The organism is Pontibacter sp. CAU 1760 (assembly GCF_054482735.1).
This window is the reverse complement of record NZ_JBTLRL010000004.1, coordinates 373864-399379: the sequence shown is the minus strand read 5'-3', so window position 1 is coordinate 399379 and position 25516 is coordinate 373864. Positions and strand designations below refer to the sequence as shown.

At 51.9% G+C, this 25516-nt stretch carries 20 protein-coding genes; 8 read left to right on the top strand and 12 right to left on the bottom strand.

Annotated elements, in window-relative coordinates; all coding sequences use genetic code 11:
- Window positions 1-248 precede the first annotated feature (248 nt).
- The gene (leuS, locus tag ACXYMU_RS08325; protein WP_458985904.1) at window positions 249-3023 is read right to left on the bottom strand and encodes a leucine--tRNA ligase; all 2775 of its coding nucleotides are present in this window, start codon (window positions 3021-3023) and stop codon (window positions 249-251) included.
- 162 nt (window positions 3024-3185) lie between these two features.
- Here leuS and ACXYMU_RS08320 point away from each other — a divergent pair, with 162 nt between their 5' ends.
- Entirely contained in the window at window positions 3186-3851 is a 666-nt protein-coding gene (locus tag ACXYMU_RS08320) for a DsbA family protein (RefSeq protein WP_458985903.1), read from the top strand.
- Between the two features lie 81 nt (window positions 3852-3932).
- A complete protein-coding gene (locus ACXYMU_RS08315) occupies window positions 3933-4649 on the top strand; it encodes a DUF1003 domain-containing protein (RefSeq protein ID WP_458985902.1) in 717 nt (238 codons plus the stop codon).
- Here the strand turns inward: ACXYMU_RS08315 and ACXYMU_RS08310 are convergent.
- Window positions 4640-5392, bottom strand: a complete 753-nt coding sequence (locus ACXYMU_RS08310) for a DUF3291 domain-containing protein (protein WP_458985901.1) — start codon at window positions 5390-5392, stop codon at window positions 4640-4642. The genes ACXYMU_RS08315 and ACXYMU_RS08310 overlap by 10 nt on opposite strands.
- A 149-nt stretch (window positions 5393-5541) precedes the next feature.
- Window positions 5542-6042, bottom strand: a complete 501-nt coding sequence (locus ACXYMU_RS08305) for a pyridoxamine 5'-phosphate oxidase family protein (protein ID WP_458985900.1) — start codon at window positions 6040-6042, stop codon at window positions 5542-5544.
- A 136-nt stretch (window positions 6043-6178) separates the two neighbouring features.
- Between ACXYMU_RS08305 and ACXYMU_RS08300 the strand changes: the two genes are divergently transcribed.
- Entirely contained in the window at window positions 6179-6763 is a 585-nt protein-coding gene (locus ACXYMU_RS08300; protein WP_458985899.1) for an acyl carrier protein phosphodiesterase, read from the top strand.
- Window positions 6764-6840: 77 nt separating this feature from the next.
- On the opposite strand, the gene ACXYMU_RS08295 is transcribed toward ACXYMU_RS08300, so the two are convergent.
- From ACXYMU_RS08295 to ACXYMU_RS08280, 4 genes are all read right to left on the bottom strand, one after another.
- Window positions 6841-7353: an FKBP-type peptidyl-prolyl cis-trans isomerase gene (locus ACXYMU_RS08295; RefSeq protein WP_458985898.1), complete on the bottom strand. Its 513-nt coding sequence runs from the start codon at window positions 7351-7353 to the stop codon at window positions 6841-6843.
- A 114-nt stretch (window positions 7354-7467) separates the two neighbouring features.
- A complete protein-coding gene (locus tag ACXYMU_RS08290; protein ID WP_458985897.1) occupies window positions 7468-9411 on the bottom strand; it encodes an AAA domain-containing protein in 1944 nt (647 codons plus the stop codon).
- A 155-nt stretch (window positions 9412-9566) separates the two neighbouring features.
- Window positions 9567-10136 (bottom strand): hypothetical protein, encoded by a 570-nt coding sequence (locus ACXYMU_RS08285; RefSeq protein ID WP_458985896.1) that lies wholly within the window; start codon window positions 10134-10136, stop codon window positions 9567-9569.
- Window positions 10137-10202: 66 nt separating this feature from the next.
- Window positions 10203-12458, bottom strand: a complete 2256-nt coding sequence (locus ACXYMU_RS08280) for an efflux RND transporter permease subunit (protein WP_458985895.1) — start codon at window positions 12456-12458, stop codon at window positions 10203-10205.
- A gap of 195 nt (window positions 12459-12653) precedes the next feature.
- Between ACXYMU_RS08280 and ACXYMU_RS08275 the strand changes: the two genes are divergently transcribed.
- Window positions 12654-13448 carry a thymidylate synthase gene (locus ACXYMU_RS08275; protein WP_458985894.1) on the top strand — a complete coding sequence of 265 codons (795 nt, stop codon included), beginning with the start codon at window positions 12654-12656 and terminating at the stop codon, window positions 13446-13448.
- A gap of 57 nt (window positions 13449-13505) precedes the next feature.
- Window positions 13506-14267 carry an MBL fold metallo-hydrolase gene (locus ACXYMU_RS08270; protein WP_458985893.1) on the top strand — a complete coding sequence of 254 codons (762 nt, stop codon included), beginning with the start codon at window positions 13506-13508 and terminating at the stop codon, window positions 14265-14267.
- Window positions 14268-14318: 51 nt separating this feature from the next.
- On the opposite strand, the gene ACXYMU_RS08265 is transcribed toward ACXYMU_RS08270, so the two are convergent.
- A complete protein-coding gene (locus ACXYMU_RS08265; RefSeq protein WP_458985892.1) occupies window positions 14319-15491 on the bottom strand; it encodes a Gfo/Idh/MocA family protein in 1173 nt (390 codons plus the stop codon).
- Between the two features lie 267 nt (window positions 15492-15758).
- Between ACXYMU_RS08265 and ACXYMU_RS08260 the strand changes: the two genes are divergently transcribed.
- Both ACXYMU_RS08260 and ACXYMU_RS08255 read left to right on the top strand, forming a co-directional pair.
- Entirely contained in the window at window positions 15759-18335 is a 2577-nt protein-coding gene (locus ACXYMU_RS08260) for a family 20 glycosylhydrolase (RefSeq protein ID WP_458985891.1), read from the top strand.
- A 6-nt stretch (window positions 18336-18341) separates the two neighbouring features.
- Window positions 18342-18620 carry an Rdx family protein gene (locus tag ACXYMU_RS08255; protein ID WP_458985890.1) on the top strand — a complete coding sequence of 93 codons (279 nt, stop codon included), beginning with the start codon at window positions 18342-18344 and terminating at the stop codon, window positions 18618-18620.
- Window positions 18621-18742: 122 nt separating this feature from the next.
- Here ACXYMU_RS08255 and ACXYMU_RS08250 read toward each other — a convergent pair whose 3' ends face one another.
- From ACXYMU_RS08250 to ACXYMU_RS08240, 3 genes are all read right to left on the bottom strand, one after another.
- A complete protein-coding gene (locus tag ACXYMU_RS08250) occupies window positions 18743-19459 on the bottom strand; it encodes a 3-ketoacyl-ACP reductase (RefSeq protein WP_458985889.1) in 717 nt (238 codons plus the stop codon).
- A 94-nt stretch (window positions 19460-19553) separates the two neighbouring features.
- Window positions 19554-20396 (bottom strand): prephenate dehydrogenase, encoded by an 843-nt coding sequence (locus ACXYMU_RS08245; protein ID WP_458985888.1) that lies wholly within the window; start codon window positions 20394-20396, stop codon window positions 19554-19556.
- 241 nt (window positions 20397-20637) lie between these two features.
- Window positions 20638-23760 (bottom strand): M4 family metallopeptidase, encoded by a 3123-nt coding sequence (locus tag ACXYMU_RS08240; protein ID WP_458985887.1) that lies wholly within the window; start codon window positions 23758-23760, stop codon window positions 20638-20640.
- Window positions 23761-24080: 320 nt separating this feature from the next.
- Here ACXYMU_RS08240 and ACXYMU_RS08235 point away from each other — a divergent pair, with 320 nt between their 5' ends.
- Window positions 24081-24596, top strand: coding sequence for a 2'-5' RNA ligase family protein (locus ACXYMU_RS08235; RefSeq protein ID WP_458985886.1), 516 nt, complete (start codon window positions 24081-24083; stop codon window positions 24594-24596).
- On the opposite strand, the gene ACXYMU_RS08230 is transcribed toward ACXYMU_RS08235, so the two are convergent.
- Window positions 24593-25444 carry an aminotransferase class IV gene (locus ACXYMU_RS08230; protein ID WP_458985885.1) on the bottom strand — a complete coding sequence of 284 codons (852 nt, stop codon included), beginning with the start codon at window positions 25442-25444 and terminating at the stop codon, window positions 24593-24595. The genes ACXYMU_RS08235 and ACXYMU_RS08230 overlap by 4 nt on opposite strands.
- Window positions 25445-25516: the final 72 nt, after the last annotated feature.

The following is a 25516-nucleotide window of genomic DNA, read 5'->3' as shown; positions in this document are numbered from 1 at the left end:
CCTGGGCTACTACAGCTAACTTAAAGCCCAGGGTATAGTCGCACTGAGTACGCTTGCTTTTTTTCTCTTCCCCTTTTTCCATATAAGGTTGTGTTTAGTGTCAACCTATTTCAGGACGGGACATAATAAGAGAAAAGGGACAGCGATCAGATTCGCTGTCCCTTTTTTCTTTTAAGGCATACAAAGCAAAGTCGAAAAGGTATACGCCTTTTCGACTTTGCACATTAGCTGGTAAAATGGAATAGATTTTATACTACCAGGTTAATGATTTTGTTCGGTACGATGATAATTTTCTTCGGGGCCTTACCCTCTGAGAACCTGAGGACCTGCTCGTCCTGCAGTACAGCTTGCTCCATTTCCTCTCGTGGCGTATCTATGGCAAAAGCCATTTTGGTGCGCACCTTTCCGTTAATGGAGACCGGGTATTCAAAAGTGTTCTCGACTAGGTACTCCTCATTCCATTGCGGGTAAGTAGCGAAACTGATACTGTCCTGGTGGTTTAGTTTCTTATGCCATACCTCTTCGGTGATGTGCGGGGCATAAGGCGAAAGAATAATGGTAAGCGGCTCCAAAATTGCGCGCTTGTTGCACTTAAGCTGCGTTAGTTCATTCACACAGATCATAAAGGTTGATACGGAGGTGTTAAAAGAAAAACGCTCTATATCCTCTTCTACCTTGCGGATTGTTTTATGCAGCACTTTCAGTTCTTCCTTGGTAGGAGCTTCCTCAGAAAGTGCGGAATTGCCGTTGTTGTCGTGGAACAGCTTCCAGAATTTTTTGAGGAACTTGAGCACGCCATCCATACCATTGGTATTCCAAGGCTTAAACTGCTCCAGTGGTCCCAGGAACATTTCATACATGCGCAGCGTGTCAGCACCCTGGCGCTCTACAATGTCATCAGGGTTCACCACATTGTACTTCGACTTCGACATCTTCTCAATCTCAACGCCGCAAACGTATTTGCCGTCCTCCAGCACAAATTCAGCGTCTTTGTACTCTGAGCGCCAGTTACGGAATGCCTCAATGTCCAGCAGGTCATTGTCCACGATGTTCACGTCCACGTGCAGGGCGGTGGTATCATATTGCTCCTTCAACCCAAAAGACACGAAAGTGTTGCTATCCTTTACGCGGTACACAAAGTTAGACCGCCCCTGGATCATACCCTGGTTGATCAGCTTCTTGAACGGCTCTTGAGCTGCGACCAACCCAAGGTCATACAAGAATTTGTTCCAGAACCGGGAGTAGAGCAAATGCCCAGTGGCATGCTCAGAGCCGCCTATGTATAAATCCACATCGCGCCAGTATTCAATGGCCTCCTGGCTGGCAAAGGCTTCCTTGTTTTGAGGATCCATGTAGCGGTACCAATACCAACTGGAGCCTGCCCAACCCGGCATGGTACTTAGCTCATACCCATACTGTTCTTCGTATTTCCAATCCACGGCGCGGCCAAGCGGCGGCTCTCCGGTTTCGGTAGGCAGGTAAGCGTCAATTTTAGGAAGCTCCAAGGGCAGTTCACTTTCCTTGATCAGGTGCGGGATGCCGTCTTTGAAGTAAACCGGCACTGGCTCACCCCAGTAGCGCTGACGGCTGAACACCGCATCCCGCATCCTGAAATTCACCTTGGCTTTACCTGCTGCGTTCGCTTCCAGGAACTGCACCAGTTTCGGCATGGCCTCTTCATAGGTCAGGCCGTCAATCATGCCGGAGTTAATGTAACGCCCTTCCTTGGTGGCGTCTGCCTGCGTTTCTATCTCCTTCTGCCCATCCAGAATCTGCACGATTGGCAAGTTAAAATGAGTAGCGAAGTTCCAGTCGCGCTGGTCGCCGGAAGGAACGGCCATAACGGCCCCGGTGCCATACCCTGCCAGCACATAGTCAGCGATATATACCGGTATTTTCTCGTTGCTAAACGGGTTAATAGCGTAGGTGCCGGTAAAAGCGCCCGAGATGGTTTTCACATCTGTCATGCGCTCGCGCTCCGAACGGTTTTTGGCTACCTGCACATAGGCTTCCACGGTATCGCGCTGCTCCGCTGTGGTTATTTTAGTTACCAGCTCGTGCTCAGGGGCCAGCACCAGAAAAGTCACCCCGTACACTGTATCGAGGCGCGTGGTAAATACTTTTATTTTATCAGCCGAATTCTCGACCTGAAAGGCCATCTCAGCGCCGATGGATTTTCCGATCCAGTTGCGCTGCATTTCCTTCACTGGTTCCGGCCAGTCAATGTCTTGCAGGCCTTGTAATAAACGCTCGGCATAGGCCGTGATGCGCATCATCCACTGGCGCATCAGTTTGCGCTCCACCGGATAGCCGCCGCGCTCAGACACGCCGTCTTTCACCTCGTCGTTTGCCAACACAGTTCCTAAGGCAGGGCACCAGTTTACCACGGCTTCAGCCACATAGGTCAGGCGGTACTTCAGCAGCATTTCAGACTGCTGCTGCTCATTCCAGCTATTCCACTCTTCAGCCGAGAAAGCGGGTGTTTCCTCATCGCAGGCAGCTTTGATTGCTGAGTTTCCGCGCTGTGCGAATTCCTCCACCAGGTTGTCGATGGATTCTGCCTTGTCCGTTGCCAGGTTATAATAACTATTAAACAACTGCATGAAGATCCACTGCGTCCACTTGTAGTAGCTTGGGTCAGAGGTGCGTACTTCCAAATCCCAGTCAAAGGAGAAGCCAAGGTTTTTCAGCTGCTCCACATAGCGCCGGATGTTCTCCTCGGTTGTGATAGCCGGGTGCTGCCCTGTCTGAATAGCATACTGCTCGGCTGGCAACCCGAAGGAGTCGAAGCCCATAGGGTGCAGCACGTTATACCCTTTCAGTCGCTTGTAGCGGCTGACAATATCAGAGGCGATATAGCCGAGCGGATGCCCTACATGCAGTCCGGCGCCAGATGGGTATGGGAACATATCCATGGCATAATACTTTGGTTTGCTGCTGTTCGCGGAAGCCTTAAACGTTTTGTTTTCTTCCCAATAGCGCTGCCACTCTTTTTCAATCTGGCTGAAATTATACTCTGACATTGGTTATTGCTGAATTCGGTAGACTTTGTTAAAGCGCTAAGTTAATTAATAATTGGGGATTGTTTAAGCTTCAGCGCCCCCGAATCGAGTAAAAGGTAGGAGAGGGGCTAGCCCGCAGCAAAAAGAAAATAGCCTACCTTTGTGTAAACAAATAAGCAGCGAATGGAAAAGAAGCATGATTTACTGGACGTACTGCACCTGATTTATGTGATGGACCCGATGTGCTCGTGGTGCTATGGGTTTGCCCCGGTCTTTAAGCAACTAATGGAAGCGCAGCAAGACAGGATGCAGTTTAAGCTGGTTTTGGGCGGTTTGCGCCCCGGCACCGAGAAACCCCTAGAAGAGGAGATGAAAGAAAGCATTCGGCACCATTGGCAGGAGGTGGAGAAGATTTCGGGTCAGCCGATTGACTATAGCTTCTTCGGCCGGGAGGGATTCGTGTATGACACCGAGCCATCCTGCCGCGCTGTGGTCACCATGCGCTACCTGAAGCCTGAGGCAGAATTTGAGATGGCCTCGGCCGTTCAAAGCGCCTTCTACGCGAAAAACCAGGATGTGACGAGGGGGGAGGTGCTGGCAGCTGTGGCCTCACAGTTCGGGGTAGCCGAGGATGCATTTCTGGACAGGTTCAACTCTGAAGAGATGAAGGAGAAAACCCGGCAGGATTTTACGATCGCCCGTCATTTGCAGGCCAACGCCTTTCCGAGCCTTTACCTCCTCAACGGTACGAAAATACATTTGCTAAGCCGGGGCTACCGCCCTTACGACGGCATGGCGGCACACCTGCAACTAGCGCTAGAGAAAATAAACGCGCAGCACAACGATTAGCCCCCGGCTTTACAACTACAGAAATTTCTCGTGCAAATGTGATGCATTCGGAGTAACTTAAGGACAATCAAGCTGCCGCCCATGCGAAAACACCTTGTGCAAAATGGCGTGTGCCAGGTTACCAAAAGGCACCTGCCCATGCGGATGCTGGTTCCGGGAACCAGCATCCGTAAAAGTATCCTGGATTTGATTCGGATAGACTACCCCGATTTTGAGGAATCAGGCTATATAAGTCTTGAAAAGCTTAGCCAGTACCGGAAGAAATACCTCGAGCAGCTTTTGGTACGGGAAGTCGGCGAGTTGACTTTGGTGGAAGAAGAGGTACTGAAGAGCATAACGGAACAGGAACTGGTGGCCAGCAACATTGAGGAGTCGATGGCCGAAAATGTACCCTTAGGCGACCGGATGGCTGATCATATTGCCCGTTTTGGAGGTAGCTGGCGCTTTATTCTGATTTTCTTTGGATTTTTACTGCTTTGGATGATCGTTAACGTCATTTTCCTGAGCACCAGGCCATTCGATCCATATCCCTTCATTTTACTCAACCTCATTCTTTCCTGTCTGGCCGCCATACAGGCGCCCATTATTATGATGAGCCAGAACAGGAAGGAGGCCAAGGACCGGCAGCGCTCGGAGCACGACTATAAAGTGAACCTGAAAGCGGAATTGGAAATCAGGCTGCTGCATGAGAAAATCGATCACCTGATCGTGCACCAGAACCAGTATTTGATGGAGATACAGCAGATTCAGTTAGACCTGCTAGAGGAAATCAACAACCGCAGCAATCATCACCATTGAGCCTGCTGTGGCAAAGCCTGGGCTAAAGGGTCATGCCCGTTCCAGGTTCCGGCTGAGCTGATAGGTATAAAACGGGCAAAGAGCTCCTCGCTATACCAGTTCTCAGCCCGGGTTCTTCGCATCACTTCCTGGTGCTGTGGGTCGCGGTAAGCAAACTGCTTCATCGCTTCGACGGATTCCCATACACTGAAGGTCGCCTGCCGGATAAATGGCAACTCCCCTAAACCAATGGAGCAGTACAAGCCCTCAGCCTCAGCCAACGTTTTACTCGTGCGCAAGCCATACCGACAGAACGCCGGAATACGCAGCCAGTTCACGCTGGCCCGCGTGAGCACTGCCAGAGGACCATCTGTGCCTGGCTGAGCCGCTAAAGGGGTAAAGGGTTGCTGGCCGTCCCACAGGCCATGCGCCTGGATCGGCTGGAGATTTACCGTCCAGGTTTCCTGCGCGTGCTGCTGGTAGGTATGTATAAACTGCGAACCTGACAAAAATGCATCCGCCGCTGCTTCTGATGCCCAGGTGCACAAGAGGCCATAGCGCCTTAAATTGGGCATCAGGCTAAAACTTAAGCCTTGCCCAGACCCCAGCATTTTGAAAAACAAAAGCCCAGGCACTTGCTGCAACTGCTTCGGGGCGATGCCCATCTGTGCCAGCCCCCACCGGACTTGCCCGGATTGCAAGCCAAATAGGGTGAGCGTGGTCAGGCGGGCAGCAACTGCGGGTTGTATTGGGGTAGGTTGCAAGGGTATAATCTAAGTTGATTAAATAAATGGTCAGCTGTCGCAAATATAGAATTTAATACAGCGGACCAAATACCGGCGTGGGTATAAAAAAAACACCAGCTAACACAAAATGTTCGACTGGTGCTCTTTAAAAATGGCTTTAATGCAGCTTACATGTTTATCTTTTTGTTTTCACCTGCATCCGGGCTTTCACCCGTGAGGGCGGCTTTTACCATACCGTATAAGTGAATCATGGTGCTGTTAGGAGCATCCCAGTATTCTGCTTTGTCAATGGTTACCTTGATCAGCCCGATATTCGGGTCGTCTTTTCCTTTGGGGAACCAGGTCTTCATCGCCGGATTCCATAGCTCATCTATCTTCTGCTGATCGCGGAGTACCTGCGCCTTTCCTGAGATAGACACATAATGCTCGTCTTCCGGCTCCGCATAGCTCACATTGACATGTGAATCGTGATTAATGTCGTGGGTTTTGCCCGACTGGTAAGCCGTAAAAAACCAGAGCGTACCATCGGGCTTCACTTCCATGGCGCGCATCGGGCGGCTGCGCAGGCAGTTGTCATCGTCCAGGGTGGTGAGCATTGCCGTCTTTATATCCTTGATCAGGCTAATTAGTTTTTCTAAGTTTTCCTTCTTATTTGAGTCGTTATTCATAGCTTTATTAATTCTGTTCAGCTATAAGTTACGCAGGGTATGGCCTAGGGTTTATTCCAATCGCTGCGCAGGTTGGCCTCTGAAAACCGTTTTGAACATTTGGGGCCTGCCCCAGTTTTATTAAATTTAATTATCCTTGAATTTTCTCGCACATATCTTTTTATCCGGCGATGAGGAGGAGCTGTTGGTCGGAAACTTCATTGCAGATGCAGTGAAAGGCAAACAGGTAGACCAGTTTTCTCCCGGCATTGCCCGCGGTATTCGGCTGCACCGCCTGATCGATAGTTATACCGACACACATCCTGTTGTAGCAGAGTCAAAGGCCAGGCTGCGGGGTATCTACCGCAAATATGCCCCTGTAGTAGCAGACATGTATTATGACCATTTCCTGGCCGCTAATTTTAATGTGTATTCCGAGCAGCCGCTTTTGCCGTATACCCAGCAGACCTACGCGGTCATTCAACGATACGAGGCGCACTTGCCAGCGCAGGTGCTGCATATGTTTCGGTACATGCAACGCGACAACTGGCTGCATTCTTATGCCGAACTAAGCGGGATCGGGCAGGCGCTTACAGGGATCAGCCGTCGGGCTTCCTTTGCCAGTGGTATGGAAACAGCAGGGGAGGAGTTACAAAGAAACTATACCCTCTATGCCGCTGAGTTTGAGCGGTTCTTCCCGGAATTGAGGGCCTATGTGGCTGAGGCCAAATCGGCCCTCTAAATTGAAATTTTGCACCAAACAAAAGAGGAGCAGCCTAACCGGTTGCTCCTCTTTTGTTTGGTGTGTTCTTGACTAACTTAGTGCTGATGACCGCCCTCGCCATGCACGTGGCCATGGTCAAGCTCTTCCTGGGTAGCTTCACGCACCTGCTCCACTTTGCCTTTAAAGAAAAGCTCTTTTCCGGCCAGCGGATGGTTGAAGTCCATGGTTACGGTATCCTCTCCAATACTCATTATTTTACCTTGCAGCTGGTTCCCCTCACTATCTGTCATCGGGATGTAGTTGCCCTCTTCCAGCATATTCTCAGGCACAGTGCCTTCTACCTCAAACACGTTTTTTGGGAGGTCAACCACGGCTTCCTCGTTGTAGTCGCCGTACCCGTCCTGCGTGTCAAGTTTAAAGTCGAATATTTCGCCGGTGCTTAACCCATCCAGATTGTCTTCAAACTGGCCTGGCAAACCGCTCATGCCGTAGATGAACACCATAGGTTGTTCCTCGTTGGCAGTCTCGATCAGGCTTGGCTCACCGTTCTCGTCCTGAATGCGCAGCTCGTAGGTGAGCGTGACCACTTTGTTCTTCTCAATCTTCATGTTTTATTTTTTGAGTGGGTTATACAAGTGAATATCTTAAAGATACACTTTATACACTAAATATCCACGCGAAAGCGGCAGAAAAGGCCTCTCCGAAACATGTTGTAAGACTTATTAAGGCATGCATTCCGTTAACTCCCAGGCGCTTCTGTAGGCGTTTATACCCTCCACATAGGTAAGGAAAGCGGCGTAATATGGATGATGACTCAAGGTGGCACTGTCACCCACAATCACCAGTTTCTTCTTGGCACGCGTCATGGCCACGTTCATGCGCCGGATGTCAGCCAGGAAGCCTATTTCCCCTTTTTCATTGCTCCGGGTCATGCTAATGTAGATGATATCCCGCTCCTGGCCCTGGAAGCTGTCCACGGTGCCAACGGAGAGCAGCCGCTTTTGCTTCAGATCATGCAGTTGGTCCATGTGCTCCACGCGGTCTTGCAGGTAGTTGATCTGGGCGCGGTACGGTGCGATCACCCCGATCCGGAGCGGCTCTTGTCCGTCTTTTTCATGGGCGTAGTCGCGGAGGAGCAGGGCCAGGTGGTTCAGGAGCAGGTCTGCCTCATCCGGGTTGGCCGAACTCGAGCTTTCCGGCGTATCCACTTCGTTATAGCCACAGCCTGCAGTATCTATAAACTCCACCGCAAGCCCAGAAGCGAAATGCGGGTCATACTGGTGCAGGTCAGTGCCGTGCACGCTGTGATGCGCCTCCAGGGCCCCCTGATAAAACTGCTGGTTCGAGAACTCCATGATATGGTGGTGCATGCGGTACTGGGTCTTCAGCATCACCGCCACCCCCGGTTGCCGCTCGATGCATTTCTCGAAAAGCGTTTTGGTGAGACCGCCTTTTTCGGCTTCAAACGATTTGACGGTAGGTGGTAACTGGAAATGGTCGCCGGCAAGCACCACGCGCTTAGCCCGGCTAATGGGTATCCAGCAGGCGGGCTCCAGGGCCTGGGCAGCCTCGTCGATAAACACGGTGTCGTACTCCAGGTGGCGGATAGCCTTGTTGGCTGCCCCCACCAGCGTACAGGTGATCACCTGCACATGGTTCAGTAAGTCCTCGGTGATGTATTCTTCCACACGGTCTGCCTCATCGAGCAAACGCTTGCTTTCGGCTTTGAAGAACTGCCGCTGTGCTCGTTCCTCAAACCCAAACTTGCGCTTGTGCTGAAAGGCCATGCGCCTGTACTCTTCCGCGGTCTTTCGGTAGTCTTTCAGGCTCTTATAAGAACGGTGCCCCATAATCTGGGCGTCCAGGGTGTGCTCCAAAAGCACGTCCGATACGCGGGACGGATTTCCGATACGGATCACGTTCACGCCTTCGTTGGCAAGTTTTTCGGTAAGCAGGTCCACCGCAGTGTTGGAGGGCGCGGTGACCAGCAGCCGTTTTTGGGTTTGTAGCGATGTTAAGATGGCCTGCACCAGGGTGGTGGTTTTACCCGTTCCCGGAGGGCCATGTATGATCGCTACATCCCTGGCCTGCACAATTTTGCGCACAGCCTCATTTTGAGAAGGGTTCAGTGTCGGGATGACTTGTACTTCCTCGTCTGTGAAACGTGGCGGCACGTCGCCCAGCAGGATATCGCGCAGTTCTGCTAGCCGGGTTTTATGCGCATCCAGCACCTTCTTCATCGCGATCTCCATCTCGCGGTAGCTCATCTCGTCAAAGGTCAGGTCGATGCCCAGGCGGCCATCGTCGATCCACTCCGGGAGGTCTTCTTTGTTGGTGGCCAACAGCACCTTGTTGCGGCGCAGGCCCACGATCACACCATTCAGGTTCTGGCGCTCGCCGTTGTTGCTGAAAAGTGCCGCCGCCTTGCCCGTCTGGAAAAGGTGCAGCTGGTCGCGGTCTTTGGTGCGCTCCAGTTCCAGCACGACCTTGTTGCCAAAGCCGATTTCTTCTTTTACAATGCTCACCGGGTACCAGCAAAAGCCCATGGCCTTCCGCTCGGTAATGGTGCTTTTCAGGCTTTTGATTTTATACTGTTGCCGGTCCTCTTCTTGCTCCAACTTCAGGAGCTCCTGCACCTGCTTCAGTTCATATAATATCTCGCTCATTTTCTCTCAAAAAGAAAGGCTGGTATAAAACTCCAGCCTTGTCTGAATTAATAATTTATACCTCCCCGGAGGTCCGAATCATCCTTTTGCTGTTACAACAACATAACATAGTGATGGCCCCTAAAGATTCAGTTCAGCACAAACCTGCCAGGCGCTTACTTCGCGGCCTTTTTACGGGGAGCTTTTTTGCTGACATTGTTCAGCCTGATCTGTAGTACCACAGCATACAGCAGCAGGATAAAGGCAGCCACAGCCAGGATCGAGATCACCTTGTCCTTGCCATACCGCAGTTCGGCCGTATCGCTCAATTGCAACTCCAGGTCGTTGATAGTGCGTTCGCGCTTTTTGATGTTCGTCTGCAGCATCTTGATCTGGCTTTGCAGCTCGGCCATCTGCGCTTTGATGATGCGCTGGTCCTCTATCGTGATCTTGCCTTCCCGCTGACTCTCTACGGTGCTCTCGGCTACCTTTTTAATGCTTGCCTCCTTGATGGCGGCTATCAGGTCTGAGTCGGTGTTGATGATCTTTTTGAGGGTCTGGATGATATTGATCAGGTCGTTCTTCGACTTTTTTCCCCAGAAGTTGCTGTTCTGCTGGTTGTAGAACTGATACTCCATCACCAACTGCTCGCGCTCGTTCATCAGGTCGGCCAGCTTATCCGGTTGTTGTGCCTGCGCCCCTGCAAACCACAGGCAGCACAAGGCCAGCATCAAAAGTTTCTTCATGCGCTCTCTCCTAAATTATTCCTTATTAAATGCAAATATCGCCAACCTATTGCAAAAGCGCTGCATTTATTTTCCCCGGGGCCTGTAAAAGGCCAGTATCAGCACAGGCAGGAGGTATAGGTCGGCCACCACGGCAAAGCACAGCGTCAGGCTCACGAACAAGCCTACATAGTAGGTGGCATCGAAAGTGGACAAAACCAGCGTCAGGAAACCGGCAATCAGGATACAGGAGGTAATGATGATGGCCTTCCCCGCAGAGATGAACGTGCGCTTGACGGCGTATGGCAGGGTCTTTCCGGCCATCAGCTCCAGTTTCAGCTTGCTCAGGAAGTGGATGGTGTCATCCACGGCAATACCAAAGGCGATGGTGAAGATGATGGATATCGAGACAGTCAGGTGCACGCCCATAAAGCCCATCAGCCCCCCGATCATCAGGAGCGGAATCATGTTCGGTATAAGGGAGATGATCACCATTTTCAAGGATTTGAAGATCAAACCGACCAATACCGCAATCACAAAAAAGGCAATCAACAGGCCCTGCAGCATGTTGCTGGTCACGTATTCGTTGTTTTTGTCCATCAGCACCGAGCTGCCCGTAATGCGGGTTCGGAGCAACTGAGGATCGATCTGCTGGTTGATAAAGCTGCGCAGGGAGTCGTTTTGGATGGTAGCTGCGGCACTGCCGATGTCGTTCATCTTGCCGGTTAGCCGCCCTTCTGATGCATCCGCTGTCACGAGGCTGCGGAGCTCACTGCGTTTGCGAAAGGCTTGTAGCCGCTGTTTTACCCGCTGCATCTCACGGTTGTCTTTCGGGAGGGTATAGAAATCCTGCAAGCCGCCGTTCTGCGCCCGATGGATGGTTTTCACCACTGTAGCCGGGGAGGAGATGAAGTTCAGCCCGTATGAGTTTGTCAGGTAAGTCTCCAGTTCATCGATCTCTTCCAGCACCTTCAAGTCATACATGGTATGGCCCTCCGCTGCTATCAAGTGCAACTCGAAAGGCCGCACCCCCGAGAAGTTATCCTCAAAATACTGGAAGTCCTTTAAAATAGGGTCATCGTCCCCCAGGTCCTCCAGCAGCGTGGTGTCCACCTTTATCAGGCTGATGCCAACAAGGCTGACAACGGTAATGGCAGCACTCACAGCCAGGATTGCCTTCGGATGAACAAGCACCACCCGGAACATGCGCCGCAGCAAAATGGGCCACGAGAAGTCTACTTTCCTCGCCCGCACAGGGTTTGGTTTTTTGATCAGCAGCAGGATGGCAGGCAACACTGTAAAGGCCAGCACATAGGCCAGGCCGATAGCAATGGCGGTATACAACCCAAAATTACGGATGGGCACAATAGCCGTGGTGAGTAGCGTAAGGAAGCCGATGGCGGTCGTCAACGAGGTCAGGAAAGTGGCTAAGCCTACCTCCCGGATGGTTACCTTCAAAGCGGGCACCTTCTCCATTCCCTGTCCCACCTCGGTGATGTAGCGTGAGAGGATATGGATGACATCTGACATGCCGACTACAAACAGGATGGTGGGCAGGAGTATGGTCATGATGTCGATGGGCTTGTCAAAGAGCCCCATCACGCCCATCGCCCATACCACCGAGAGCAGCACGACCACCAGCGGCACCAGTACGCCCCAGGCGGTCCTGAATGTGATCCAGAGGAAGATAATGACCAGCAGCATCGAGGCGGACATGAACATGGCCAGCTCGACCTTCATCTTCTCCACAAAAACAGATTGCGCCAGGGCCTTTCCGGCAATGTGCGCCTCCGACAGGTCCAGGTCAGCCAGCTTTGTGCTCAGGGCAGCCATCAGGGTGTCACTGGCCTCTTTGCTCAGGTTGTCGGTGGTCTGTACAAATAGCGAGACCGACCGGGCATCCGGTGAGAACAGCGTTCCTACCAATTCCTTAGAACTGTAGATATTGAGGGAGTCCTGGCTATACCGCTCTGGTTCGTCGGGATGCAGGTAGGGGATCTCAAAGTAACCGAACTGCTCAATAACCGGGCTTTTTACGGTGGTAGGAGAGAGCACCGCCTCTACGTGGGGTTGGCGCTGCATAAAGCTGGTCAGGCTATCGACGCGCGTCAGGAAGTCCCGGTCAAAGACGCTCCGCTCGTTTTCCAGCCCGATCAGGATGTAGTCGTTGTCGTTTCCGAATTTATCGCGGTAGCTGAAGAAGTAGGCCAGGTCCGGGTCTCCTTTCGGGAAGAAGTTATCGAAATTGTAATCAAACCGGAGGCGCGAGGCAAAGTATACGCTGCAGGCCGTAAGCACACCGATCAGCAGCAGCAACAGGATACTGGATTTTTTGAGATACAAGGTAAGGCTATAAATTGCAGGTAGTGGAACTATAATTTTAAGCGCAAAGATACAACACGGTTCAAAATGAAATGTTTATACCTTCATCAACCCAACTTGTGCCTGCCAAACACGGCATTTGATTGCGGGTTGGCACTTGACCGTAAGGCAAATCATTTTATCTTTGAGCAAAGAACCTTAGCCATACATACGCCCATGAAGCAATACCTGGATTTGATGCAGCACATTCTGGACCACGGAGTGAAGAAGGAGGATAGAACCGGTACCGGCACGCTGAGTATTTTTGGCCACCAGATGCGCTTCGACCTGGCGGAGGGGTTTCCTATGGTTACTACTAAAAAGGTGCACCTTAAGTCTATCCTGCACGAGCTGCTCTGGTTCCTGAAGGGCGATACCAACATTGCTTACCTAAAGGAAAACGGCGTCAGCATCTGGGATGAGTGGGCTGATGAGAACGGTGACCTGGGCCCGGTATACGGGTCGCAGTGGCGCAGCTGGCCAACCCCGGATGGCCGCCACATCGACCAGATCGAGCAGGTAGTCAATCAACTTAAGACCAACCCTGACTCGCGCCGCATCATTGTCAGTGCCTGGAACGTGGCCGAGATAGCGCACATGAAGTTGCCGCCCTGCCACGCCTTTTACCAGTTCTATGTAGCCGAGGGCAAGCTCTCCTGCCAGCTTTACCAGCGCTCTGCCGACGTGTTTCTGGGCGTGCCCTTCAACATCGCCTCATACGCACTGTTGGTGCTGATGATGGCCCAGGTAACGGGATTGCAGCCCGGTGAATTTATCTGGACAGGCGGTGATACGCACCTTTATCTAAACCACCTGGAGCAGGCGCAACTGCAACTGACCCGGGAGCCGCGGCCGTTGCCACAGATGAGGATCAACCCGGCAGTGCAAGATATCTTTGCGTTCACGTATGCGGATTTTGAATTGGTGAATTACAATCCGCACCCTGGCATAAAAGCTCCGGTGGCCGTTTAGCCCGGAAACCTTTTGTGCGTCTTTTAGTTATGTAGGCTACGACCAATACGAAAACCTATGAAACTAAGAGTAATGGCAACAGCCCTGGCAGCCATGTTTACCATGCAGGCATTTGCGCAACTGGCCACTCCGGACCAAATCAAAACTAACAAAGGAGAACTGACCGTGCAGCCCATCGCGCATGCCACGATGGTGCTGAAATGGGACAACAAAACCATTTACGTGGATCCCACAGGAGGCGCTGAGGCATTTTCAGGCATGGCGAAACCAGACATGATTCTGATCACGGACATTCACGGGGACCATATGGACGCTAAGACGCTGGATGCACTGCCTACTCAAGGGGCAAAACTGGTTGTGCCGCAGGCTGTCGCTGATAAGCTCCCGGAGAAGTATCAGGCTCAGACCGTAATTGTGAGGAACGGAGAAGAAATTACCCTGGCTGGTATCTCAATCAATGGTGTGCCGATGTATAACCTGCCTGAAAGCGCCGACGCGATGCATACTAAAGGGCGTGGAAACGGCTATGTGCTGCGCTTCGGAAACAAGAACGTGTATATATCCGGGGATACGGAAGGCGTGCCGGAAGTGAGGAAACTGAAAAATATTGATGTGGCCTTCCTGTCGATGAACCTGCCTTATACCATGGATGTGGATCAGGCGGCCAGCACCACCCTGGACTTTAAACCGAAAATAATTTACCCATACCACTACCGCGGAAAGAACGGACTGAGCGATGTGGAATCATTCAAAAAGCAGGTAAACGAGAAGAAGAAGAACATTGAGGTCAGGTTGAAAAACTGGTATCCGAACCAGTAAAACATACATGCAAACAAGAACGGCCGGAGTTTATGCTCCGGCCGTTCTTGTTTATACCTGCACTTTTTTGCCTGTGCGGGCAGCCTCGTAAATGGCCATTATGATCTTCACATCCCGCATACCCATTTCACCCGGCACGCGCGTTTGACGGTCGTTTTGGATACAGGCTGCAAAATCGTCCATCTGCAAAGCCTGTTGGTTCACCTGCGGGTAGTCCATGTCGCCCTGGCTGGTCTCGCCATCCAATCCGCCATAAGCATAAGAGGGCCGGAGTTCCCACCAGCCGTTGGCGGCCTCACCGCGTAGGAAGCCTTCGTTTTTGTTATAGCTGGTCGAGCAAGAGGCAGTGGCACCACTCGGGAAATGCATGGTCCAGTCGATGGACTGCTCCACCTCGTCGAAGAACTCAGGGCGCGTGACTTCCCCGAACTTAGCTGTCACGGCCGTGGGCGTTTCGCCGGTGGTATAGCAGGCACCCTGCACGCAGTAAATGCCCATGTCCATTAGCGGGCCGCCGCCTGCCAACTCCTGGTCCAGGCGCCATACATCCGGGTTCCCGATCACAAAGCTGTTGGCAGAGCTGATTGTCTGCACAGGACCGAAGACCTTTTCCTGACCCAACTCCATCACGCGTTGGTTATAGGGCTCGAAGTGCAGGCGGTACCCAATCGAGAGCTTCACGTTGTTCTGGTTACAGGCATCGATCATGCGCTGGCAATCCGCCACTGTCGTAGCCATTGGTTTTTCGCTGATGACATGCTTGCCTGCCTGCGCGGCCCGTACCGTGTATTCGGCGTGCATGCCATTGGGTAACACCACATACACAATGTCGATGTCCGGGTTATTCTTGATGCTATCAAAATTCTGGTAATTGTAGACGTTCTTTTCCGGGATGTTGTACTTCTTCTTCCAGGTTTCCGCCTTAGAGGGGGTGCCTGTCACGATGCCCGCCAGATAGCAATTTTCGGTTTCCTGCAGTGCGGGAGCCAATTGCCCGGTACTGTATCCGCCCAACCCCACCAAGGCTATACCGAGCTTTTTCCGGGGCTGACCGCCTTCTTGCTCTGCTGATGCCTGTGCTGTGTTCTCCGGGTTGGATTGCTGGCAGGAACTAAAGGAGAGGAGCGGCAGGCCGAGTGCGGTGGTGCCCAGGGCCAGTGATATGCCCTTCAGGAATTCCCGGCGGTCTTTGTGCTGTAGCATTGGTTCTTTTTTTGGTTTCATGGGGGGAGGTTATAGCCAATTGTTTTAAAGGTATATATGTTTAAACCAGTAAAAGGTTGGCCTAAAATAAGATAGGTGCTGAAAGAGATGCCACGGAGCTATTTTTCCGCTGAAACGCACTTTTATACGTGCTACCTCTAAATGCTTTCGGGAACAGGTATTTACCCTTTTAATATATGCTGATTTTTCATAGCTTGTAGGGATGTTCAGTCCTTTTAACGTAGAAGACTATTCACAAAAACGCTTCGTTACATTTTGCAGAAAACTATGCTAAAAAACACTTTCCTTACATGCCTTTGCTTTGTTTTGGCGCTTGCCTCCGCCTGTAGCCAGTCCGGGCAATCCGGGCAAACTGATCGGTCTAGCTCAACGAGTCAGTTCAACCCAGGCAAACTCGACCTGGCCATTGAAGTTCTTGAGCACCAGTATCAGCAAAAACCCCAGACGCTCACCCGGATCACTTTTCAAAATAATAGCGAGGCTTCTCTCCCGGCAACCGGGTGGACAATGTATTTCAACGCATCCCCGTCGTTGAAACCAGCCGGCGATAAGCCACAGGTGAAGATTGAGCATGTGAACGGCGACCTGCTGCGCATGACCCCGACGCAAGCCTTCCGGGCGGTTCCTGCCGGTGGTAGCCAATCCATCGACATCGTGTCGCGTGGGCAGTTGATAAATGAGTGGCAGGTACCCGGTGGCTTTTTCCTGGTCTGGGACAGCGCCAATGACAAAGGCCACCCGCTTGGAAAAGTAGCCGTAAAAAAGCCAGCAAAAAACGCCGTAGGCTGGATTGCAGCAGCGGAGATTTTCGAGCAAAACAAAGTAACCCAGGATATTCCGGCCCAAAACCTGACCAAAATATTCCCGACCCCGGCACAGTATACCGAAACGAACAGCAGTTTCACCCTAACGCAGGCAACCCCAATCGTGGTGGAGCCCTTGTTTCAGCGGGAAGCCACCATGCTAGCTGCTTACCTGGGCCAGGTGTTCGGGTCACAGCCCAAAATGCAAAGCACTGGCACAGGCCAGGCCATTCGGTTACAGCAAAAGCAAGGTTTGGCCCCGGAGGCTTACGAGTTGGAGGTTGGACCTCAGGGCATTGTTATTGCCGCTACCACCCCTGCAGGTATGTTTTATGGGGTGCAATCGGTGAAGGTGCTTTTTCCACCTGATGCGCTGGCTTCCCGGCAGCAGTCCGTTACGCTACCCGGCCTCAACGTGAGCGATGCCCCGCGCTTTGGCCACCGCGCCTTTATGATGGACGTGGCACGCAACTTCCAGAAGAAGGAGCAGGTGCTGAAAGTGCTGGACCTGATGGCGCTCTATAAACTCAACGTGTTGCACTTTCACCTGAACGATGATGAAGGGTGGCGCATTGAGATTCCGGGGCTTCCTGAGCTAACCGACCTAAGCAGCAAGCGCGGCCATACCCTCGACGAGAGCGAGAACTTGCAGGCAGCCTTGGGCTCCGGCCCTGCCACGAATGCCTCCAGCGGCAGCGGATATTACTCTAGAGCCGACTATGTTGAGATATTAAAATACGCCACGGACCGCCACATCAGCGTGATCCCTGAAATAGAGACACCCGGCCACGCACGCGCCGCGATCAAAGCCATGGACGCCCGGTATAAGCGATTGATGCAGGAGAACAAGCCGGAAGAGGCCAAGCGCTATCTGTTGCGCGACCTGGAAGACAAATCCGTTTACCGCTCGGTGCAACACTGGAACGACAACGTGATTGACGTGGCCCAGCCATCGACCTATTACTTCCTGGAAAAAGTGACGGACGAACTTCTGGCCATGTACAAGGAGGCTGGAGCACCCATTCAAACTATCCACTTTGGTGGTGACGAGGTGCCACCGGGGGTATGGGAGAAGTCGCCGGCGGTGCAGGCTCTCATGGCTAGCAACAGTAAAGTAAACAGCACGGATGATTTGTGGTACTATTTTTTTGGGAAGCTAAATGACATGCTGAAGCAGCGGAATTTATACCTGTCAGGCTGGGAGGAGATCGGCCTGAAGAAAGTAAAGGAAAACGGCAAGACGGTGTATAAGGCCAACCCTGCGTTTGCTGGTGAGAATTTTCATGTGGATGTATGGAACAACCTGGGCAGTAACATCGACCTGGCTTACCGGATGGCAAACGCGGGGTATAAGGTTGTGCTAACCAATGTCACGAACCTGTACCTGGACCTTGCCTATCAGAAATCATTCGAAGAGCCCGGCCTGAACTGGGGCGGTTACCTGGATGTAGATAAGCCGTTCTACTTTATCCCATTCGATTACACGAAGAACCTGAAGGTGGATACCGATAACAAACCCATTAACCCGGCTGCTTTTGCGGGTATGGAAAAATTAACAGAAGCAGGCAAGAAAAACATTGTCGGGCTGCAGGCACCGCTCTGGAGTGAGACGGTTTTAACACCGGAGCGCCTGGAATACATGCTGCTACCCAAATTGCTGGGCCTGGCTGAGCGTGCCTGGTCACCTGACCCTGCCTGGGCCAGGGAGAATAACCTGGCTAAAAGCGAAGCCTCTTATAACAAGGCCTGGTCGGAGTTCGTGAATGTGTTGGGCAAGCGCGAGCTTCCGCGCCTTTCGTATTATGGAGGCGGCTACGCGTATCGGATTCCGACGGCGGGTGCTAAGGTAGAGAATGGCATGGTGCTGGCCAATGTGCAACTGCCCGGCTTAGTGATCAGGTACACAACCGATGGAAGCGAACCAACTGCTAGTAGTAAACAGTATTCGGCCCCTGTGCCTGCCAACGGCACAGTAAAGCTGAAAGTATTTGATGTAAAAGGCCGTAGTGGCAGAACCACTACAGTGCCTGCGGTAAAATAAAGAACGATGGCAACACCACGCGTAGAAATTAATTACTGTACCCAGTGCCGCTGGCTGATGCGGGCCGCCTGGATGGCGCAGGAACTGTTGACTACCTTCGAGCAGGAGATAGGGGAGGTTGCCCTGCTGCCGGGCACAGGCGGCGTGTTCGATGTACATTTGGATGGCGTGCTGCTATTTTCCAGGAAGGAAGAAGGCCGCTTTCCGGAGTCCAAGGAGCTAAAGCAACTGATCCGTGACCAGATCGCCCCTGACAGACCGCTTGGGCACAGCGATCGAAAATAGGGTATCTATGGCAAAGTAAAAAGGGAAGCGTTCAGTACGCTTCCCTTTTTACTTTACGGGTTTTCCGGATAGCCAGCACACCGCGTTGCCTGCCATCCTACTTAAATTAACCTGAAAACTACTTAAGGATTCGTAGACCACATACCGGCTTCTTTGATAAAGATGCGGCGGTTCAGCTTCAGCTGGCCTACAATATATTCGGCCAGATCTTCTGGTTGCATCACCCGCTCCGGGTCGCCACCAATTAGGTTATTGTCATAGGCCAGTTCGGTCACGACGGTGCTTGGCGTCAGGGCAGTTACGCGGATGTTATGCTTGCGCACTTCTTGCATCAGCGATTCGGTTAGTCCCATCACCCCAAATTTTGAGGCACTGTAAGCGCTGGTGAGTGCTGCGCCGCGTTGCCCCGCCGTAGAGGAGATGTTGATGATGTCGCCGGTGCTGCGTTCAATCATGTCTGGCAATACGGCGCGGGTGGTATAGTATACCCCCAGCAGGTTCACCCGAATTATATTTTCCCACTGTGCTGGCTCCAGCTCCATAAACTTCCCGAAAGACCCTGTACCAGCGTTGTTGATGAGTATATCGACTGGCCCCAACTCTTGTTTAACTTTTGCGGCTGCTTTATTGACCGCGTCCATGTCGGCCACATCGGCTGTAACCACGGAGGCTTTCACACCCAAGGCTCTTATTTCGTTGGCCACTTCTTCCAACTGGCTCTCTGTGCGTGCCATAACGCCTACATGAACACCTTCTTTAGCCAGCGCCACGGCTATGGCCCGCCCTATGCCTTTTCCGGCCCCAGTTACCAGTGCTACTTTTCCTGCTAATGATTCCATGTTATGTATTTTAAATTTTCAGAATACTTGTAGCTACAAATATACGCAAGCCTGTCGAGAATGATACTCTAAACACCAAAAGCAGGGGAGTCTGTTAACCGAGGATCCGCTTAATTTCGTTTGCTTTGGCCATCAGAGCCTTTGTTTTTTCCTCGTCCTGGCTGTCGATAGCGTCTTTGAACTGCTGCAATTGCGCAATATAACCCGCCAGGGCTTCAGACACATGCTGGCGGTTCTGGCTGAAGATAGGCCCCCACATCTGCGGGGAGCTTTTGGCCAGCCGGACAGTAGAGGAGAAGCCGCTACCCGCCATATCGAAGATGTTTTTCTCGTTTTTCTCTTTGTCGAGCACAGTTAAGCCTAAGGCAAAAGAACTTATATGGCTGAGATGGGAAACATAGGCAAAATGCAGGTCATGGGCGGCGGCAGGCATGTAGCGCAAGTGCATGCGCAGGGCCATGCAAAGCTGCTCGGCAAGCTCCAGGGCATGGGCCGATGATTTTTCCTTCTCACAGATGATCATGGTCTTTTCCAGCAATAGGTCCGGCAAGGCGGCTGATGGGCCGGAGTATTCGGTACCGGCAATGGGGTGCATGGCCACGAACTGCTGTCGGCGGGGGTGCCCTTCAACTGCTTTGCATATTTCTTCCTTGGTAGAGCCAAAGTCCATCAGAACGGCGTTTTCCGGTAGAATATCCAGCAGCTGAGGCAGCAGGTTTAGGATCGCGTTTACGGGCGTGGCTAACACCACGACGTCAGCTGAGGCTACCGCTTCTTCTAAAGGCATGACTTGTTCCACCAGTTGCATGGTTAAGGCTTCTTCGGCATGCGCTGTGTTGTTGTCTACTCCGGTGAGTTTAACGGGTATGCCGCTTTGCTTTAACCCAAGGGCAAATGAGCCGCCCAATAGTCCAAGCCCGATGATGCTGATATTCATGAGGATGCTGAAATGTGCCGGCAAAGCATTTTCTGATGCTGCTTCTACCGATGCCTGTGTTAACGATCATCACAAATGTAAACCGAATTACTAAAAGATGACACCTGCACACACCATTTGCGGTGATTAAGCTTTATTTCCTGTTGTCGGCTAAATTTTAATAAACAAAAGGTATTCAAAGCAAAACACCCTCGACGCATAGAGTTTGCCGAGGGTGTTTTGCTTGAGGGTTGTATGAATGCTATTGTTTTATAAATCGCTGCTGCAGGATTTTCTGGCCATCGTGCATTTCCAGCAGGTATATTCCTGCAGGCAGTGCCGATATGTCCAGCTGCGTTCTGCCTGCCTGAACGGATCTTCGCATCAACACGGCTCCGGTCATGCTGCGAATGCTGGCCGTTCCGTTAACCGATGGTGCTGATACCGACAGCGTGCTGCTGGCAGGGTTCGGGTATACCCTCAGCTGCTCTGTAGCTTCATGGCCGAGCGGCGTGCCCTGCTGTGTGCTGGCTGCCGTTGCGCTAGCCGTCAGTGTGTTGGTGATATTCACGCTGTAGTCTTCTACCTCTCCGTAGCCAAACGTCTCGCAGGCTGTTTGCGATGCATTGTATTTCATGGAAACCCGCATGCGCGTTTTACCCAATTTGGCAGTCGATGGGACGGTGAATGTTGCGCTTAGTGTACCACTGCTTGAGGACGAGCCAGAAACAACTTGTTCTCCAGTGTCGCTGAAGTCTCCATCCTGGTTAAAGTCAATGTATACTTTCCAGTACTCGGTATAAGCCGTACTGACAAATCCTGCGCTGATATAAATCGTGTTGGAGCTCCCCAGCACCACGTTGCCCGTTAGGTTGGTGTTGTCTTTATACCCCCCGTCGCTCCCGGAGGTGTTTGTAAATCCGCCAAACTGTACTAGGTCGATCCACTCATAAGATGCATTCGAGCCTTTGGAGGTACAATATACGGGCGAAGTACTTCCTGCAGCGGTGGTAAAAGCATGAGAGGTGCTATAGGCTGAGGACCCGCTGCTGCAGGTGCTGCTTACCTGAAACTCATACCCGGTAGAAGGTGTCAGTCCGGAGGCGGTATAGCTGGCGCTGCTAACACTGTTTGTGGTCCAGGTGGTGGTGCCGGCAGCACGGTAGCGTACACTGTAACTGCTCGCACCCGACACTGCTCCCCACGATAGCGTGGCCGCGGAAGAGGTTACGTTGGATGTTGCCAAGCCCGATGGCGCAGCACAGGCGGTTGTACCCACAAAGTTCACGGTATAATCTTCCACTTCGCCGTAGCTGAATGTCTCGCAAGCTGTCTGCGCACCGTTGTATTTCATGGAAACCCGCATGCGGGTGCTGCCGCTGGCTGTGGCGGAAACCGTGAAGTTTCCCGATACCGCTGTTTTACTTAGCGCACCGGCATCAAACACGAGTTCCCCGGCATCGTCAAAGTCGCCGTCCTTGTTATAGTCGATCCATGCTTTCCAGTACTCATTATAGGCGGTGGCCTTATAACCCGGTGTGAAGGTGAGGGTATAAGCGGCTCCTGTGTTTAAAGAGATGATAGTGCCCGTGAAATCAGAATAGCCTGCTGCCCCCGAAGTATTGGAGAAGCTGCCGACCTGTACTTTTGCGATCCACTCATCGGCGGTGCTGTTGCCCTGTGAGGCGCAATAAGAGATCTCTCCAAATTTGCCGCCTACACCTACCGCGTGCCAGGCATTGGTGGTCTGGATGACCTGGCTGGAACCTGCGCCATAAAGGTCTGTGGCAGATTGTATGGCATACGTGCGGGCATCGTTATACCCTGAGTTAGCCGTGAGGTATACCGTTTCCATGCGGTAAACGATGTTGGCCGCATCAGCTATGCCTATGCCACTCACATTGTAGCTCGCCCCCAGGTCGTTTGTGCCCGATTTGCCTACCGACAGGATGTAGAACCAGTGGTTCAGGACGCCGCTGTTGGTGTGCACGCCTCCATTGTCGCCGGTGCCGGTATACCAGTAGGTTCCTTTATAAGTGTCCGGCTGGTTTTCGGCCTTTGGGTTGCTCATGGAGCGGAGTGAAGGACGCTGCTTGTCGATGTCCTCACCGATCAGCCAGATAGACTTATTTGGTGCGGCAAACTGCTCCACGGCTGCTCCCCATATATCCGAAAGTCCTTCGTTCAGGGCCCCGGATTCGTTGCTGTACACTAGGTTGGCTGTGCTGGAACACACGGCGTGGCCAATCTCATGGGCTCCTACGTCCAGGCTGGTCAGGGCATCGAAGCGGGCGGCACCATCCCCATACGTCATCACAGAACCATTCCAGAAGGCGTTTTCATAGCTCTTGTCATAATGCACGTAGCTTTTGATCTTGGTACCGGCATTGTCGTAGCTGTTACGGTTGTGCCGGTTCTTAAAGTAATCATACGTCATCTGGGCAGCCCAATGCGCATCCAGGCCCGCGTTGTCCTTTGCAGTGTTGTTGTACTCCGCGGCTGTCCAGTTGTTGTCGGCGTCCGTAAAGTCGGTAGCGGTGTTATAGTTCGTGCCTGTTTTGCAGTTGTAGGTTTCGATGCCGCTCCCCCTGGAAAAGTCGCGCAGGCGGTAGCTGCCTGCGTTGCTATCCGTGGTGATGGTTTGGTTGCCACTGTAGCGTGTGGCTGCAGTGGCAGCTACCGCGGCATGCTTGATGATCGCGTCCTGGTGCACCACCTTGCCTGTATGTGCATCTACATACACATAGCTGCGGCTCAAAGGCTCCTGGGCATAAATATTATACTTCCAAGCTAAAACAAAGGGGTTTGACCGGTCTTTGGACGGCTGCAGGTAATTCTCCACGATCACTAACTCGCCTTGCGGGTAAAAAGTGGCTTTAGGGTTCTGCTCCTGTTTCTTTATCCAGGCTTCCTGTTCCGGTACTTCCCACATATAGGTTGTAGCCCCTACAAAATCGAGTGCGCGTTGTAAGGCGGCTCGTTCCTTTAATGCCGGCTGCGTTTCGATGTGACCGATTTTCTTCGCCTCGCCATTGATGGCCTGTACCGTGCCGTTTTTACTGTGGACGTTGTAGACGCCATACTCCACACGGATTCCCTGGTGGTATTGGGCAAAACGCTCATGCACCAACCCCTGAGCATCTCTCTCTTTTCGCTGGGATTTCAGCTCTGATTTTTCAGATAGCTCCAGGTACTTGCTGAGGACAGTACTTGCCTGCTCTGCCCTGAAAGGCGCTTTTTTGTGCTCGCTGAACTGCACAAAGGTAGGCGCAGCTTGCGCGTTTTCTGACCTGCCCCTTACCGGGACTTGCTGCTGTGCAACAGCAGTTTCGTTTAACATCATGCTGCCTATGAACAGGCCAGCACACACGTAAATTTTCCTCATAGAAAACATGTTTAAAGTGAGTAATGAAAAATGAGGTAATCCTGGATGTGTGTGTAGATTGGCAATCAGGCAGCGTGAAAACTAGAAGGTTTTCGCTGAAAGGTATGAGATTTGACGCTGGTGTTAGACCGGCCAAATACTAAGTTATGCAGCTGCACTGCGTGTAACTGATGTAAAACTTCCCCGTTACTGTAATCAAAAAATTGCAGCAGTTCAACATCTGGCGGGTTTCTAACCGCTTTCCTTACTTTACGGAGTCTAATTTTTAAAAGTTAGTACTGCTGCCAAAACAATGCCTCAGTATATTTAGTTAACGCACGATGGAAACCCCTGCTCCCCTCATCCTGACATTGCAACTGGACCCGGAAAGCTTCCAGTTTTTCAATGCCCTCCGGCAGGAACACTTTCCGGCTGCGCGTAATTTCCTGCAGGCTCATTTAACGCTCTTTCACCACCTGCCAGGCGATGACGAAGAGGCCATCCGACAGCTGCTTGTGGATATTTGTGCCCGGCAGCCAACATTAACACTAGCTGTGACAGAGGTAAGGAATATAGGCAGGGGAGTGGCTTATAAAAGAGAATGCGAGGCGCTGCAAAAACTGCATGCCAGCTTACAGCGGCAATGGCTATCCGAACTGACGGCGCAAGACAAACAGAAGTTGTGGCCTCATGTAACGGTGCAAAACAAAGTGCCTGGAGAAGTAGCCAAGCAGTTGCAGCAGGACTTAGCAGCTGACTTTGCGCCCTTCACAGCGTATGGGATTGGGTTTCAGCTATGGGCCTACCAGGGTGGGCCATGGCTACTGAAAGAGAATTTTGCTTTTGCAGGAAGTTAGTTCTTTTCTGCATTGCCAGCTAAAAGCGCTAGCCTCAATTTGTCAAGCAGGGGGTGGGCACTTAGTAAAGTTATTTCTTCCAATTGGGCTATAGCTTTTAGGCCTGTTACGTTGCCCGCAAACACAAGGTCCGCCGTTAGCACTTGCTCCACACCAGCGAGTTCTTCCACAAAAGGCACCCGACTGTGCTGGCACCAGGCAGCTATAGCCCGGCGCATGACACCATGCACACAGCCTGTTGCTAATGCAGGGGTATAAATTTTATCTGATTTTAGCCAGAACAGGTTGGCTGAAATGAGCTCAGAGGCATTTCCGTTCTTATCAAGCAAAATTAAATCGTCGAGTTGCCGGGCTTTTTTCTCCAGGCCTGCCAATATGTAAATTGCCGCCTGTGGGCCTTTAAAGTGTGAAAACGGGGAAAGATAGGTTTGTACTGTCTGGCCTATACCCACCTGCAATGCAACTGTAGGAGCGGAGGTCATTGGTTGCACTGTAGCCAGCCAGTCTACCGTATTGCGCTCGGGAGTATACAGGCCTTTCCCTGCCCGCCATACCTTCAATTTAAGCCTTCCATATTCTGAGGCTCTTTGCTTATGCGCAAGTGCAAGCAAACCATACGGAAAGGAGGGCTGAAAGAAATAGTTTGGCAGCTCTACCTGCAAGGCTGTTGCCGCTTCCTGCATGCGCTGCAGGTGATGCTCCCAAAAACGCAATTTTCCTTCCTGCACGAGAATAGTTTCAAAAAAGCCATCGCCATACTGAAAGGCCCGGTTGCTATCGGGCAATCGAAACACATCTTCAGGGAGCAGTTGGTTGTTGTAAAGCAGCAAGTGGAATCTTTTTGCCAAAGATAATCCGGGTGGACTTCCGCACAAACTAAATCCAGCCAAACAATGTTGTCGTACTATACAATCTCAACG